The sequence below is a fragment of the Bacillus cereus group sp. Bc061 genome, from assembly GCF_027715825.1.
GTDB lineage: Bacteria > Bacillota > Bacilli > Bacillales > Bacillaceae_G > Bacillus_A > Bacillus_A paranthracis.
Genome location: NZ_JAQFTZ010000001.1, coordinates 41,016 through 54,758 on the forward strand (window position 1 = coordinate 41,016; position 13,743 = coordinate 54,758).

The window sequence follows — 13,743 nt, forward strand, 5'->3', positions numbered from 1 at the left end:
ATATAGAACATGAGTACAGTAAACGAATTAGTAAACCGTGTAGACGAGACATATGACGTATTACAAATTGAAAAAGAAATTGGGCTAGATAACATTGCGTTAAGTGATTTAGAACTATTAGCGACAGGGGGATATAGCCCGCTTACTGGTTTTTTAGGAAAGAAAGATTATGATTCGGTTGTAGAAACGCTTCGTTTAGCTAATGGGAGCATTTGGAGTATACCCATTACATTACCAGTAACAGAAGAAGTAGCAGAGACGCTAAAAGTTGGAGAGGAAGTAAAACTTGTTAACGGTGGAAATGTATATGGTGTCATTCAAATAGAAGATATTTTTGTGCCTGATAAGGAAAAAGAAGCGTTACTAGTATATAAAACGACGGATGAGGCTCATCCGGGAGTGAAAAAATTATATGAACGACCGAACGTTTATGTCGGTGGGGCTATTGTTCTTACGAAACGCTTTGGAAATAATCCGTTTCCTGCTTATCATTTAGACCCAATTGAAACGAGAGAAGAATTTAAAAAACGTGGTTGGAAAACAGTAGTAGGATTTCAAACGAGGAACCCGGTGCATCGTGCCCATGAATACATTCAAAAATCTGCCCTTGAAATTGTAGATGGACTCTTTTTAAATCCACTCGTTGGGGAAACGAAGTCGGATGATATTCCAGCTGATGTAAGGATGGAAAGCTATGAAGTATTACTTCAAAACTATTATCCGAAAGATCGTGTCTTTTTAAGTGTATTTCCTGCGGCAATGCGTTACGCAGGACCGAGGGAAGCAATATTCCATGCGTTAGTTAGAAAGAATTTTGGATGTACCCACTTTATCGTAGGGCGCGATCATGCTGGGGTAGGAGATTATTACGGAACTTATGAAGCACAAGAAATTTTTACAAACTTTACAGTGGAAGAGTTAGGGATTACACCGTTATTTTTTGAACATAGTTTTTACTGTACGAAATGTGAAGCGATGGCTTCGACAAAAACATGCCCGCACGGAAAAGAAGATCATGTTATTTTATCGGGTACGAAAGTAAGAGAACTATTAAGAAACGGTGAGATTCCGCCAAGTACATTTAGTCGTAAAGAGGTAGTAGAGGTACTAATTAAAGGTTTGAAAAAAGAAGTAGTAACAGAATAGGGAGAGAATGAGATGGATACGAATATTACTTGGCATACAACTTCTGTTTCAAAAGATGAGAGAAGAGTGAAGAATGGGCATCATAGTTTTGTAATTTGGTTTACTGGTTTATCAGCTTCGGGTAAATCTACAGTAGCGAACGCGGTTGCTCGTAAACTATTTGAAAAGAATATTGGAAACTATGTACTTGATGGAGATAATATACGCCACGGTTTAAATAAAGACTTAGGCTTTTCTGAAAGTGATCGTATGGAAAATATAAGACGGATTGGCGAAGTGGCGAAGTTATTTGTAGATCAAGGGACTGTTGTTCTTACAGCGTTTATTTCACCGTTTCGAGTAGACCGAAAACAAGTTAGAGATCTATTAGCTGCAGATGAATTTATAGAAGTGTTTGTAAAATGTCCAATTGAAGAGTGTGAGAAACGTGATCCGAAAGGGCTTTATAAAAAAGCAAGAAAAGGTGATATTAAAGACTTTACAGGTATCGATTCACCGTATGAGGAACCAGAAAAAGCGGAATTAATTGTAGAAACGAATAAGTATTCTATTGAAGAATGTGCAGAACAAATCGTGAAATACTTACAAGAGCGTAGTTTTATATAGGGGGATAAAAAATGAGTTATGAAAAAGTATGGGCTAACAATGAAAAATTAAATCAAACTGAGAAAAATAAATTAAAAAAAGATGGATTGGAAATCTTTAATGATATTCCTTACTATGCAGAGAATGGCTTCGAATCTATTCCGAAAGAAGAGTGGGACGCATTCAAATGGGCAGGGTTGTATTTGCAAAGACCGAAAGAAGCGGGTTATTTTATGATGCGCGTAAATATTCCTTCTGGAATTATTACGAATGCACAGGCAGAAGTGCTTGCTTCTATCGCTGAGGATTATGGACGTGACGTAATCGATATTACGACAAGACAGGCGATTCAGTTTCATTGGTTAGAAATTCATCAAATTCCAGATATTTTTAAAAGGTTAGCAAGAGTTGGGTTATCTTCAGCTGGGGCGTGTGGTGATATAACGCGTAATATTACGGGAAATCCACTTGCTGGCATTGATGCAAATGAATTATTTGATACAACGCATATTGTGAAAGAGGTATATGACTACTTCCAACATAATGAAGAGTTTTCTAACTTACCACGTAAATTTAAAATGTCTATTAGTTCTAACATTTATAACGCAGCAAACGCAGAGATTAACTGTGTTGCATTTACACCTGCTACGAAAGAAATAGATGGTGAGAAAAAAGTTGGTTTTCATATAAAAGTAGGCGGTGGGTTATCGGCTCGTCCATATTTAGCTGATGAATTAGATGTATTCGTTTTGCCAGAAGAAGTCAAAGCGGTAGCGATTGCAATTGCTACGATATTCCGTGATTTTGGATATCGTGAAAAACGTCATTTAGCTCGTTTGAAATTTCTTGTTGCAGACTGGGGAGCAGAGAAGTTTAAAGAGAAACTAGTAGAATATACAGGACCATTACAAAGTAAAGGAGAAAGTGCTCTTAAAGGCTGGAATGCGGGATACTTTTATGGTGTCCAAGACCAAAAACAAGAGGGACTAAAATATGTAGGTTTTAATGTGCCGGTAGGACGCCTACATGCAGAAGAAATGTTTGAGATTGCAAGAATTGCTAAACAATATGGAAATGGACAAATTCGTACATGTAATTCACAAAACTTCATTATTCCGAATGTTCCGCCAGAAAATGTAACTGGCTTGCTAAATGAGCCGTTGTTTGAAGCGATATCAGCAAATCCGAAATCGTTTATTGGTCACGCGGTTTCTTGTACTGGTATTGAATATTGCAATCTTGCTTTAGTAGAAACGAAAGAAAGATTACGAAAAATTGCCGAATACTTAGATACGCAAATTGCACTCGATGTTCCGATTCGTATTCATATGGTAGGATGCCCGAATTCATGTGGTCAACGTCAAATTGCTGACATTGGATTACAAGGTGTAAAAATGAAAACGAAGGAAAAAGGAATTGTTGAAGCCTTTGAAATATATGTAGGTGGAACGTTGTTAGATGGTGGTGCTTATAATCAAAAGTTAAAAGGAAAAATAGATGGCGAGGATCTACCTGATGTACTCGCATCATTTATAAGTTATTTCAAAGAAAATAAATTACCAGCTGAAACGTTTTATGATTTTGTAGGCCGTGTTGGTGTAGAGACATTACAAACAGCGTTAAATAACGTGTTAGAAGAAGTAATAGCGTCTTAGGAGGGACAATATGGATTTATATCGATTTGAAGCTGTATTAGAGAATAGTATTGTTCCAATTGTTGTTGTTGCTGAAAGTGAAGAAAAGGCATTTAAGATGGCGGAGATTGAACTTGAAAAACATTTTTTACCGTTACCAGAAGTAAAGGAGATTGCTTTATTTGAAAAAAAGAAGATTCGAAAAAGCGCAGCCTTTGTTATTCATGAGTAAGGAACATTGAAATATGAAGAAATGAAAACTTCCATTCCTATATAAGGATGGAAGTTTCACTTTAATAGTAGAAATGAGGAGAGATGATGGGAAAAGTATATATCGTTGGAGCGGGCCCTGGTGATCCAGATTTAATTACTGTAAAAGGATTGAAATGCATTGAGAAAGCAGATGTTATTTTATACGACCGTCTCGTGAATAAAGAATTGCTTTCTTATGCAAAGCCTGAAGCGGATTTAATTTATTGCGGAAAACTACCAAATTATCACACGATGAAGCAAGAGACAATTAACACGTTTCTTATCAAATATGCGAAAAAAGGAAAAATTGTAACGAGGCTAAAAGGTGGGGATCCATTTGTATTTGGTAGAGGGGGAGAAGAGGCCGAAGCGTTAGCAAAGCAAGGTGTACCGTTTGAAATTGTTCCTGGTATTTCAGCTGGAATAGCTGCACCTGCTTATGCGGGTATCCCAGTGACACATCGTGATGCAAGTGCAAGTTTTGCTATTGTGACAGGGCATAGAAAAGAAGATGCTGAAGAGGAAGTGAAGTGGGAAAATTTAGCGAAAGGTGTAGAGACTTTAGCTGTATATATGGGGGTTAGCAATTTACCCTACATATGTGAGCAACTGATAAAGCATGGAAAAGATAAAAGTACGCCTGCTGCTATTATTGAGCGGGGAACGACATCTATGCAGCGCACAGTTGTTGGGACGTTAGGAACAATTGTAGATGTTGCGAAAAAAGAACAAATCCAAAATCCAAGCATGATTGTAATTGGAGAAGTCGTCCGTTTTAGAGAAAAAATTCATTGGTTTGAGAAACAGACAGAAAGTACGTATCAAGTAAGTGGAGTGTTATAAAATGAAAGCCATCTTATATATATGTCATGGAAGTCGCTTGAAAGCAGCGAAAGAAGAAGCGGTTGCATTTATTACGTCATGTATGAACCGTGTAGAGGCAAGTATTCAAGAAATTTGTTTTTTAGAGTTAGCGAGTCCAACTATTGATGAAGGCTTCCGTACATGTGTGAAGCGTGGTGCTACAGAGATTATTGTTATTCCAGTTTTTTTATTAGCGGCAGGTCATGTGAAAAAAGATATTCCGTTTGAATTGGAAAAGTTAACTAATCAATTTTTGAATGTTAAAGTGACCTATGGTAATCCGTTTGGTGTATCAGAAACACTTGTTAAATCGGTGTATAGCGGAAGTGGCATTGAACAGGAAGATAAGAATGAAGTGACGTTACTTCTCGTTGCAAGAGGGAGCAGTGATCCTGAAGTACTAAAAGATATAAACTGGATCGCTTCTTTATTTCAAACGGAAGAGAAAATTAAAAAAGTAGAAGTTTGTTATTTAGCAGCTGCCGAGCCGAAATTTGAGGAGAAGTTAAAGGAAGTTGTAGAACGAAAAGAAAAGAATATCGTTGTACTGCCTTACTTGTTATTTACAGGTTTGCTTATGAAGCATATTGAAAAAGAAGTACGCCAATATGAGCTAGATGAGATAAAAATAAGTCCATATTTAGGGAAGAATGAAGCGTTTCAGTATATGTTAATTCAGAAAACGAAGAAATTATTGAAGGGAGATCAATATGTATCCACTTACAGTGCGAGTTGAGAAGAAACGTGTTGTTGTCATTGGTGGAGGGAAAGTCGCGGGATTCAAAATTATTCCTTTACTCAAACAAGGTGCAGATATAGTCGTGGTAAGTCCTGAATTGGATGCAAATTTAGTGAAACTTGTAGAAGAAAAGAAAATTCGTTGGTATCAAAGGGAGTATGAAAAAAGTGATATTAAAGACGCCTTTTTAGTTGTTGCAGCGAGTAGTGATGCTGTATTGAATGAACAAATTGCTGAAGATGTCGCAGAGAATCAATTAGTAAATGTTATTACGAATCCGGAAAGTGGTAATGTTCATTTTCCGGCAGCGATTCATCGTGGATTACTGAATGTGGCTGTTTCTACTGGCGGAGCGAGCCCAAAACTTGCAAAAAAAATTCGAGATGATATCGCAAATAAATATGATGAGACGTATGAATCGTATCTTGATTTTTTATACGAAGTTAGAATAAAGGTGAAAGAATTACAAATAGAGAAAAGAGAGAAAAATATATTGTTGCAAGAGGTATTGAAGTCGATATATGTTCAAAATGAACAAAAAAGAGAATTGTTTTTACAAGAATTAGAGAGAAGAGTTCATATAGGATAATGAGTAAATTGTACTTTACAACTATAAAAATATAATTTATAATCACAAGTAACTTCAATAGATGAAATCGATGAGCAAGAAGAGTATGTATATTTGATACGTTCAGAGAGCTGGGGTAAGGTGTGAGCCCGGTACGATAAGATATACAGAATGGGCTTGCGAGAGGTATGTTGAACATTGTAGTAGGCAACCCGGGTTCCGCCGTTAAAAGGATAGAGTATCGGAGTTTTTCCTGTACTTGAACAAGTGGGATTTATCAATCCAATTGAGGTGGTACCACGGTATTAACATTACATATATCGTCCTCTACATGCATATTTGCGTGTAGGGGACTTTTTTATTTTCTAAAGGAGGTGTGCGAGTATGAAATGAAAGTGTATAATTGATAAAAGTTTAAATATTCAGAAAAGGGGAATTTATGATGAAAGAAACACAGCAATGGACGTCGAAAATAGGCTTTGTACTCGCAGCAGCCGGAGCCGCAGTAGGTCTTGGTGCAATATGGAAATTTCCATATGTTGCAGGTAATGGCGGGGGAGGCGCATTCTTCCTTGTATTTTTACTATTAACTTTATTTATAGGTATGCCACTCCTTTTAGCTGAATTTGTTATTGGACGTAGTACGCAAAAAGAGGCAGTTACAGCGTATAAAGTATTGGTGCCAAATAGCAAGTTATATCCTTGGATTGGTCGTATGGGAGTTGTTACTTGTTTTAGTGTACTATCTTTTTATAGTGTTGTAGGTGGATGGATTTTACTTTACTTATACTATAGTGTGACAGGAAGTTTCTGGAATGGAGTGACTGATTATGGGCAATTATTCGGTGAGACGATTTCAAATCCAGTAAGCGCGATTGGAGCGCAATTTGTCTTTATGCTTTGTACGATTTTTGTTGTAAGTAAAGGTGTAGAGAAAGGGATAGAAAAAGCAAGTAAGTATATGATGCCGCTATTATTTATTTTGTTTATTGCAATTATTGTTCGTGCGTTAACACTGGATGGTGCTTTTGCTGGGGTAGAGTTCTTCTTAAAACCAGATTTTTCAAAGTTGACAGCAGATACGATTTTATACGCGATGGGACAATCATTCTTCTCGCTAACAGTTGGGGCCTCGGTAATGGTCACGTATAGTTCTTATTTGAAGAAAGAAGAACATTTAGCAAAATCAGCAACATCTATTGTAAGTTTAACTGTTTTTATTACAGTACTTGCAGGATTAGCGATTTTTCCAGCGATTTTCGCATTAGGTGTTAAGCCGACTGAAGGACCGGGGTTACTATTTATCGTCCTTCCAGCGGTATTTGCGAAAATACCATTTGGACAATTTTTCTTCATTATGTTTTTGGTGTTATTCTTCTTTGCAACGCTAACATCTGCGATTTCCATGCTTGAAATTGTAGTAGCATCTGTTGCGAAAGATAATGAGAAAAAGCGTCCGTCAGCATCATTATTAATTGGTATTCTAATTTTTGCGGTTGGAATTCCGTCAGCGTTATCGTTTGGTATTATGAGTGATGTGAAAATATTTGGGAAAACATTCTTTGACTTAGTCGACTTCTCAGTAAGTAACGTATTGCTGCCGTTAGGGGTACTAGCTATTTCGCTATTCGTACCAAATAAAATGAGTAAAGAAATGTTAATGAAAGAATTAGAAGTTACGGAAACGAAAGGGAAAACATTATTTAATATTTGGTTCTTCTTACTTCGTTATGTTATTCCAGTAACTGTAATTATTGTATTTTTAAATGTGATAGGTGTATTTAAAATGTTTGCATAATAAAAAGACGGAGAAATCTCCGTCTTTTTATTATGTTGTAGGTGTATTTAGTAAGCGATTATATGCTTTGTAGGCTGTGATGACTGCGAGGAATGATCCGATTAAAAATAAAACTGAGCCACCAAATGTAAATATCCGGCCAATAAAAGTCTCTCTAGCTTCTTGTATTTCTTGCTGTAATTGTGTATTCATATAATTCACCCCGTAAACTATAGGCATTTAGTTATAGTCTATGTAGAATGCCTATAGTGTGTGAAGTGGAAATAAAAGAACTCGGTATGCACCGAGTTTTTTTATAATCCGATATAAGGAGATGGATCAACTGCGTTTGTCTTGCCGACATTCCATTCTCCCAGATGAAGTTCGAAGTGTAAATGTTGTCCGTATGATTGGCCAGTATTCCCCATAAATCCAAGTTGAGTTCCTTGTTTTACAGTTTGTCCATTTGATACAGAACGGCTACTCATATGAGCATATACTGTTGTATATGTTTTTCCGTTAATACGGTGAGATAAGTACACAACATTTCCGTAACTAGATGATAATTCTGAGCGAATAACAACGCCATCTGCAGCGGCAATAATTGGAACAGTTCCTGAAGCAGCGATATCGATTCCTTTATGGTTATCTATAGAGCGTACGCCAAAACCAGAAGTTTTTGATCCAGCTGCTGGTTTAATAAATCCTCCGATGTTTGTATCGTGTGGTGTTGGGGCCGCTTGAGCTGTTTGAGCAGATGTAGCAGCTTGTTTACGAGCTTCTTCCGCCTTGCGAGCTTCCTCAGCTTTACGAGCTTCTTCTGCGCGTTTTTCTTCTTCAATTGCCTTTTGAACAGCTTGACGCTGATTTTCTAAAATACCTTTAGATTCTTCTAATCCTTCAATCTCTGAATCTACTTTTGCTACTTTCGTATGTAGATCGCTAATAAGAGTTTGTTGCTGTTGTTGGTTGTTTTGTAATTCTTGTTGTTTTTGTTCTAATTTTTGCTCGGATTCTTTCAGTTGTTGCTCTTTTTTCTCAACAGCCTCTTTTTCTTTCGTCACAGCATCTTGGTCATTTGTTTGTTTTTTCACAATATCAGTATCATTATTTAAAATTAAACTGACAGAGTACATATTATCAACAAGATCAGCAATGTTTGCAGAATTTGTTAATACTTCCGTAATGATATTTGTGCGAGGTTTTTCTTGCATAGATTGCAGTCGTTGCTTAATAACTTCCTGACGCGTATCTATGTTTGTTTGTAATTGCTCTATATGTTTCTTTTTTTCAGTAATTACTTGTTGTGTCTTACTAATTTCTTTTTTTGTATCGTTTAATTCAGCTTCGTTTTTATTAATAGAAGTAGTTAAATCGTCGATTTTCTTTTGTAATTCTTGAATTTCTTTTTCTATTTGTTCTTTCTCGGCTGATTTATTTTGTAAGTCATTTTGTTTTCCTTCTAATTCAGATTGAATATTAGATAATTTATCTTGATTCGTTTCAGCGTATGCGGGTGAAAGTAACGGGGAAGCAAAAATCGTTCCTGCTGCTAAAACGCTGAACGCTACAAATTTCTTTTTCATGGTTGTCTGGCTCCTTTCCCTATGAATGTTATATATCATAAGAAGAAGAGTGTCTATCGTTGTAACCATAATGTAAAGAAAATTTTATAAAATTACTAAGTTTTGTCGGAATTTATCATTTTTTTACGGTAATTGTAATGGTGATTCTCTTTCTTAATTTGTGTAACAAAGGTGTGTTCTGGATTGCGTTTTGTTAAATAAAGGAATAAATAGATCTATTTTATGTAGTGAAATTTAATTTGGAAACTCAATAAAATACTAGTAAGGAATCGTTCTCATGTTAGGTTTTCTGACATGGGTTTTATTTTTGTCAAGAAAATTATTTGCGTTCGGGCAAACTTATTTTGTTGTCAGATTTTAAATTTTGATTTATGATTTTTAACAGGGACAAAATGTAGTGAATTGTCGAATAATATGTAATACTCTTAATTTCAAGTTTTATAGATATAGAATGAGAGGTAGAGTGACACATCGAAGAGGGGGTTACAACAAATATGAAAAGAATAGGACTTGCATGGCAAATATTAATAGGACTTGTGCTTGGTATTGCGGTTGGTGCGATTTTCTTTGGCAATCCAGCAGTGGTGAGTTACTTACAACCAATTGGTGATATTTTCATCCGACTAATTAAAATGATTGTAGTACCGATTGTTGTAGCAAGTATTGTTGTTGGGGTTGCTGGTGTTGGCGATGTTAAAAAATTAGGTCGACTAGGCGGAAAAACAATTATTTACTTTGAAATTATTACAACAATTGCAATTATTGTCGGTCTATTAATTGCGAATATTTTCCAACCAGGAAAAGGCGTAAATATGGAGCAGTTAACAAAGACAGATATTTCGAAATATACACATACGACAGAGCAAGTACAAAGTCATTCGTTTGCAGATACATTTGTAAATATTGTTCCAACAAACATTGTAAAGTCATTAGCTGACGGAGATATGCTTGCTATTATCTTCTTCTCTGTATTATTTGGTTTAGGTGTAGCAGCAATTGGTGAAAGAGGAAGACCGGTTCTTCAATTTTTCCAAGGTGTAGCTGATGCGATGTTTTACGTAACAAATCAAGTTATGAAATTTGCACCATTTGGTGTGTTTGCACTAATTGGAGTTACAGTTTCTACATTTGGTCTTGCTTCGTTAATTCCATTAGGGAAATTATTAATTGTAGTATACGGGGCAATGATTTTCTTCGTTGTAGTTGTCTTAGGACTTACAGCGAAAATATTTGGAATTAACATTTTCCAATTCTTTAAGATTTTAAAAGACGAGCTGATCTTAGCATATTCTACAGCGAGTTCAGAAACAGTTTTACCGAAAATCATGGAGAAGATGGAGAAGTTCGGTTGTCCGAAAGCAATTACATCTTTCGTTATTCCGACAGGTTATTCATTTAACTTAGATGGATCAACTTTATATCAAGCAATTGCGGCTATTTTCTTAGCGCAAATGTACGGTATTGATTTATCCATTACACAACAAATTACATTATTGCTTGTATTAATGGTTACATCAAAAGGTATCGCAGGTGTACCAGGCGTATCGTTCGTTGTATTATTAGCGACACTTGGTACAGTAGGTATTCCACCTGAAGGTTTAGCGTTTATTGCAGGTATTGACCGTATTCTAGATATGGCTCGTACAGCAGTTAACGTTGTAGGTAACTCTTTAGCAGCTGTAGTTATGTCTAAATGGGAAGGTCAATATGACGCTGAAAAAGGACAAGCCTACTTGAAAGAAATTTCTAATAAGCAAGCAGCTTAATTATAATTTGAACAAGCTCTCACATAATATGTGGGGGCTTTTCTATATAGAAGGGGAGCAGACGTAATGAAACGTAAATATGGTGACGGTTCTTCGTGGAAGCGACTACTAGAGAAGGATTATACTGTTAAGCAAATAGAAGAAGGAATGCTAGGAATACTGGAAATAAAAAAGGTGAGAGAACCTAGTTGTAAAGAATATGACGGTAAAGAGCTATGTATTGCTGGCAATCAGTATACGTGGATTCAATATTTCATAGACGAGAAAAACTTTGCGATTACCGCTATGTTAGATGATCAAAAGGAATTAGTGCAATATTATATCGATGTGGCGAAAGACTATGAAATAGACGAGCGTGGTTTACCGTATTTTGATGATTTATATTTAGATGTAGTATTATTACCGAATGGTAAAATCTATGTATTGGATGAAGATGAGTTAGAGGATGCTTATAAAAGTGGCGATGTTACAAAAGAAGAGTATGAGTTAGCTTGGTACACTACAAAGTGGATTATAGCTGCAATAAAAAATAATGAATTTTATTGGATTTCAATATTGGAAGAAGAAATCAAAAAGTTAAAATGATTATTGTATTCAAATTTTTGTATAATTACCAAAAAAATCTATACAAAAAATAATTGACTTTTGTTTTGTAAGCGAGTAAAGTTAGGGAAGAAATTATTATTAAAAAATAAATATGAAACCTTCTTATAAAGAGAGGCGGAGGGACTGGCCCTACGATGCCTCGGCAGCGGACTCGATTTCAGAGTGCTGTGCCAAATCCAGCAAGCATATGCTTGAAAGATGAGAAGAGCGTTTCTTATAGATGTATAAGACCTCTTCTCGTTGGAAGAGGTCTTTTGTTATTCATTAGAAAAAGGTTGAAACTAGGGAGAGATGGTACTTTGAAAGAAACGAGAGGAAATGGTTTGGCATTATTACCACTTGGGATATTTTTGGCGCTATTTATTGGTTCTGGAATTATTACAGGTGATTTCTATAAATTGCCGATACTTGTAGCAATTTCAATTGCTGTAGGAGTCGCTTTAGCAATGAATCGTAAAGAAAGTTTTCATGTAAAAGTGGAACGATTTGCTAAAGGTGCAGGGAACCCAGACATTATGATTATGGTTCTAATTTTTGTACTGGCAGGAGCATTTTCTGAAACAGCAAAAGGGATGGGTGGCGTTGATTCTACAGTTAACTTAGCGCTATCAATTTTACCACAAGGATTTATCGTAGCTGGCATTTTCGTTATAGGAGCATTTATTTCATTAGCGATGGGAACTTCAATGGGAACAATTGCTGCATTAGCACCAATTGCTGTAGGTATTAGTGGGCAAACTGATATCTCAATTGCACTTACGATGGCTACTGTTGTTGGCGGAGCGATGTTTGGTGATAATTTATCATTTATTTCAGATACAACAATCGCAGCTGTACGTTCACAAGGAACAGAAATGAAAGATAAGTTTAAAACGAACTTTTTAATTGTATTACCAGCGGCTATTATTACAATCGTACTATTAGTAATCATTACTTTAGGAAGTGATACGCAGATTAAAACGCATAGCTTTGACTGGATAAAGATTTTACCGTATGCAGGAGTACTTATTACAGCGCTACTTGGTTGGAATGTACTTATCGTGTTAACTGGTGGAACTGTACTATCTGGGGTTATCGGTCTTTTAGATGGAAGTTATACGTTAGAGAGTTTCTTTAAAAGTGTAACGACTGGAATGGGCGGTATGATGGAGTTAGTATTACTCGCTATTTTAATTGGCGGTATGGTCGAATTGATTCAATATAATGGTGGCATTCAATATTTAATGAATATTTTAACGCGTAACATTCGTTCAAAAAAAGGAGCAGAGTTCGGTATAGCTGGTTTAGTAGGTATGACGAATATGTGTACAGCGAATAATACCATTTCTATTATATTTACAGGTCCGCTTGCGAAAAACATTGCAGATCAATATGAAATTGATCCTCGTAAATCAGCGAGTGTATTAGATCTTTTCTCGTGCTGTGTGCAAGGGTTAATTCCGTATGGTGCGCAAATGTTAACAGCAGCAGGATTTGCGGCGTTATCTCCAATTGAACTGTTACCATATGCGTTTTATCCAATCTTAGTTGGAGTATGTGGAATCATTTCTATATTAATTGGTTTCCCGAGGTTTTCTAAAGTAGCGGAAAAGAAAGAGTATCATAAAACAGCATAATGAAAATGAAGTGTATGAAAAGTAACGAAAGCCGTACAGAGAATGTTCTCTGTACGGCTTTTTATGTGCGGGAAAAGAGTGAATGATCCCATGCTACCGTATGTTTTTACAAAAGGCTGAATGCAACTCGGTCTTAAGTCTGAGTTAAAAACGGTTCTTAAGCTCGTTATGGAAAAAAGAAAAAATAGTTAAGATAAGAGTATCAAATCGAAGGGAGGCAAGCACAAGATGAAACAATTTCTAGCGTTTATCGCGGCTGGTATTTTAGCTTTAATTGCTCTTGGTAGTCTTGCTGGTATTGTAGGATTCGCAATCGGAGCAGGAGTTGTGTACTGGAGCTATAAATCATTTGTGCGAGCACAATCATTTTTTGGAAAGTTAGCTTGGGGTATTGTTGGTTTGATCGGCTTGTCCATCGCCCTTTCTCATTCCCCAGCATTAATTGGTATTGCAGCATTAGTAGTTTTATACTACGGATACCGTGAGTGGAAAAAAGAAAAAGATGTAGTTGTTGATTCTGCTCCAGAAAGTTCTAAACCATATAGCAACTTTGAAGATGAGTGGAACAAGTTAATGAAAAACTAATATAAAATCAATCAAATTT

The 13,743-nt window shown here is 36.1% G+C and carries 14 protein-coding genes, 1 riboswitch and 1 other annotated feature; of the genes, 12 read left to right on the forward strand and 2 right to left on the reverse strand.

Going from position 1 to position 13,743, the window contains the following annotated elements; genetic code table 11:
• The first annotated feature begins 9 nt into the window (after window positions 1-9).
• The 8 genes from sat (at window position 10) to PDQ40_RS00285 (ending at window position 7,586) form a co-directional block, all read left to right on the forward strand.
• Window positions 10-1,146 (forward strand): sulfate adenylyltransferase, encoded by a 1,137-nt coding sequence (gene sat, locus PDQ40_RS00250; protein ID WP_000108786.1) that lies wholly within the window; start codon window positions 10-12, stop codon window positions 1,144-1,146.
• A gap of 12 nt (window positions 1,147-1,158) precedes the next feature.
• Window positions 1,159-1,752, forward strand: a complete 594-nt coding sequence (gene cysC, locus PDQ40_RS00255; protein WP_000380525.1) for an adenylyl-sulfate kinase — start codon at window positions 1,159-1,161, stop codon at window positions 1,750-1,752.
• Between the two features lie 11 nt (window positions 1,753-1,763).
• Window positions 1,764-3,386 carry a nitrite/sulfite reductase gene (locus PDQ40_RS00260; protein ID WP_214328707.1) on the forward strand — a complete coding sequence of 541 codons (1,623 nt, stop codon included), beginning with the start codon at window positions 1,764-1,766 and terminating at the stop codon, window positions 3,384-3,386.
• 10 nt (window positions 3,387-3,396) lie between these two features.
• A complete protein-coding gene (locus PDQ40_RS00265; protein WP_000366909.1) occupies window positions 3,397-3,597 on the forward strand; it encodes a DUF3906 family protein in 201 nt (66 codons plus the stop codon).
• A gap of 86 nt (window positions 3,598-3,683) precedes the next feature.
• Window positions 3,684-4,460 carry a uroporphyrinogen-III C-methyltransferase gene (cobA, locus tag PDQ40_RS00270; RefSeq protein WP_000521270.1) on the forward strand — a complete coding sequence of 259 codons (777 nt, stop codon included), beginning with the start codon at window positions 3,684-3,686 and terminating at the stop codon, window positions 4,458-4,460.
• 1 nt (window position 4,461) lies between these two features.
• Window positions 4,462-5,217, forward strand: coding sequence for a sirohydrochlorin chelatase (locus tag PDQ40_RS00275; protein ID WP_000644366.1), 756 nt, complete (start codon window positions 4,462-4,464; stop codon window positions 5,215-5,217).
• Window positions 5,192-5,809: an NAD(P)-binding protein gene (locus PDQ40_RS00280; protein WP_000283343.1), complete on the forward strand. Its 618-nt coding sequence runs from the start codon at window positions 5,192-5,194 to the stop codon at window positions 5,807-5,809. The genes PDQ40_RS00275 and PDQ40_RS00280 overlap by 26 nt, the downstream gene beginning before the upstream one ends.
• Before the next feature lie 61 nt (window positions 5,810-5,870).
• Window positions 5,871-6,119, forward strand: a binding site (T-box leader).
• 111 nt (window positions 6,120-6,230) lie between these two features.
• Window positions 6,231-7,586, forward strand: coding sequence for a sodium-dependent transporter (locus tag PDQ40_RS00285; protein ID WP_000665448.1), 1,356 nt, complete (start codon window positions 6,231-6,233; stop codon window positions 7,584-7,586).
• Window positions 7,587-7,616: 30 nt separating this feature from the next.
• On the opposite strand, the gene PDQ40_RS00290 is transcribed toward PDQ40_RS00285, so the two are convergent.
• Together PDQ40_RS00290 and PDQ40_RS00295 are read right to left on the reverse strand one after the other, a co-directional pair.
• On the reverse strand, window positions 7,617-7,778 hold the full coding sequence (locus PDQ40_RS00290) for a hypothetical protein (RefSeq protein WP_001095993.1): 162 nt from the start codon (window positions 7,776-7,778) through the stop codon (window positions 7,617-7,619).
• A 101-nt stretch (window positions 7,779-7,879) separates the two neighbouring features.
• Window positions 7,880-9,151: a murein hydrolase activator EnvC family protein gene (locus tag PDQ40_RS00295; protein WP_000726431.1), complete on the reverse strand. Its 1,272-nt coding sequence runs from the start codon at window positions 9,149-9,151 to the stop codon at window positions 7,880-7,882.
• A gap of 494 nt (window positions 9,152-9,645) precedes the next feature.
• Between PDQ40_RS00295 and gltP the strand changes: the two genes are divergently transcribed.
• The 4 genes from gltP to PDQ40_RS00315 all read left to right on the forward strand — a co-directional run bounded on the left by gltP (window position 9,646) and on the right by PDQ40_RS00315 (window position 13,724).
• Window positions 9,646-10,917: a glutamate/aspartate:proton symporter GltP gene (gltP, locus tag PDQ40_RS00300; protein WP_000821149.1), complete on the forward strand. Its 1,272-nt coding sequence runs from the start codon at window positions 9,646-9,648 to the stop codon at window positions 10,915-10,917.
• A gap of 66 nt (window positions 10,918-10,983) precedes the next feature.
• A complete protein-coding gene (locus PDQ40_RS00305; protein WP_000824677.1) occupies window positions 10,984-11,502 on the forward strand; it encodes a DUF402 domain-containing protein in 519 nt (172 codons plus the stop codon).
• 120 nt (window positions 11,503-11,622) lie between these two features.
• A riboswitch (SAM riboswitch) is annotated at window positions 11,623-11,728 on the forward strand.
• Between the two features lie 94 nt (window positions 11,729-11,822).
• On the forward strand, window positions 11,823-13,139 hold the full coding sequence (locus PDQ40_RS00310; protein WP_000665478.1) for a Na+/H+ antiporter NhaC family protein: 1,317 nt from the start codon (window positions 11,823-11,825) through the stop codon (window positions 13,137-13,139).
• A gap of 228 nt (window positions 13,140-13,367) precedes the next feature.
• Entirely contained in the window at window positions 13,368-13,724 is a 357-nt protein-coding gene (locus PDQ40_RS00315; RefSeq protein WP_000808648.1) for a lmo0954 family membrane protein, read from the forward strand.
• Window positions 13,725-13,743 lie beyond the last annotated feature (19 nt).

What these genes read in the sequence shown, in the direction of transcription:
- sat (WP_000108786.1), top strand. Translation starts at nt 10, where the DNA reads ATGAGTACAGTAAACGAATTAGTAAACCGTGTAGACGAGACATATGAC.
- cysC (WP_000380525.1), top strand. Translation starts at nt 1,159, where the DNA reads ATGGATACGAATATTACTTGGCATACAACTTCTGTTTCAAAAGATGAG.
- PDQ40_RS00260 (WP_214328707.1), top strand. Translation starts at nt 1,764, where the DNA reads ATGAGTTATGAAAAAGTATGGGCTAACAATGAAAAATTAAATCAAACT.
- PDQ40_RS00265 (WP_000366909.1), top strand. Translation starts at nt 3,397, where the DNA reads ATGGATTTATATCGATTTGAAGCTGTATTAGAGAATAGTATTGTTCCA.
- cobA (WP_000521270.1), top strand. Translation starts at nt 3,684, where the DNA reads ATGGGAAAAGTATATATCGTTGGAGCGGGCCCTGGTGATCCAGATTTA.
- PDQ40_RS00275 (WP_000644366.1), top strand. Translation starts at nt 4,462, where the DNA reads ATGAAAGCCATCTTATATATATGTCATGGAAGTCGCTTGAAAGCAGCG.
- PDQ40_RS00280 (WP_000283343.1), top strand. Translation starts at nt 5,192, where the DNA reads ATGTATCCACTTACAGTGCGAGTTGAGAAGAAACGTGTTGTTGTCATT.
- PDQ40_RS00285 (WP_000665448.1), top strand. Translation starts at nt 6,231, where the DNA reads ATGAAAGAAACACAGCAATGGACGTCGAAAATAGGCTTTGTACTCGCA.
- PDQ40_RS00290 (WP_001095993.1), bottom strand. Translation starts at nt 7,778, where the DNA reads ATGAATACACAATTACAGCAAGAAATACAAGAAGCTAGAGAGACTTTT.
- PDQ40_RS00295 (WP_000726431.1), bottom strand. Translation starts at nt 9,151, where the DNA reads ATGAAAAAGAAATTTGTAGCGTTCAGCGTTTTAGCAGCAGGAACGATT.
- gltP (WP_000821149.1), top strand. Translation starts at nt 9,646, where the DNA reads ATGAAAAGAATAGGACTTGCATGGCAAATATTAATAGGACTTGTGCTT.
- PDQ40_RS00305 (WP_000824677.1), top strand. Translation starts at nt 10,984, where the DNA reads ATGAAACGTAAATATGGTGACGGTTCTTCGTGGAAGCGACTACTAGAG.
- PDQ40_RS00315 (WP_000808648.1), top strand. Translation starts at nt 13,368, where the DNA reads ATGAAACAATTTCTAGCGTTTATCGCGGCTGGTATTTTAGCTTTAATT.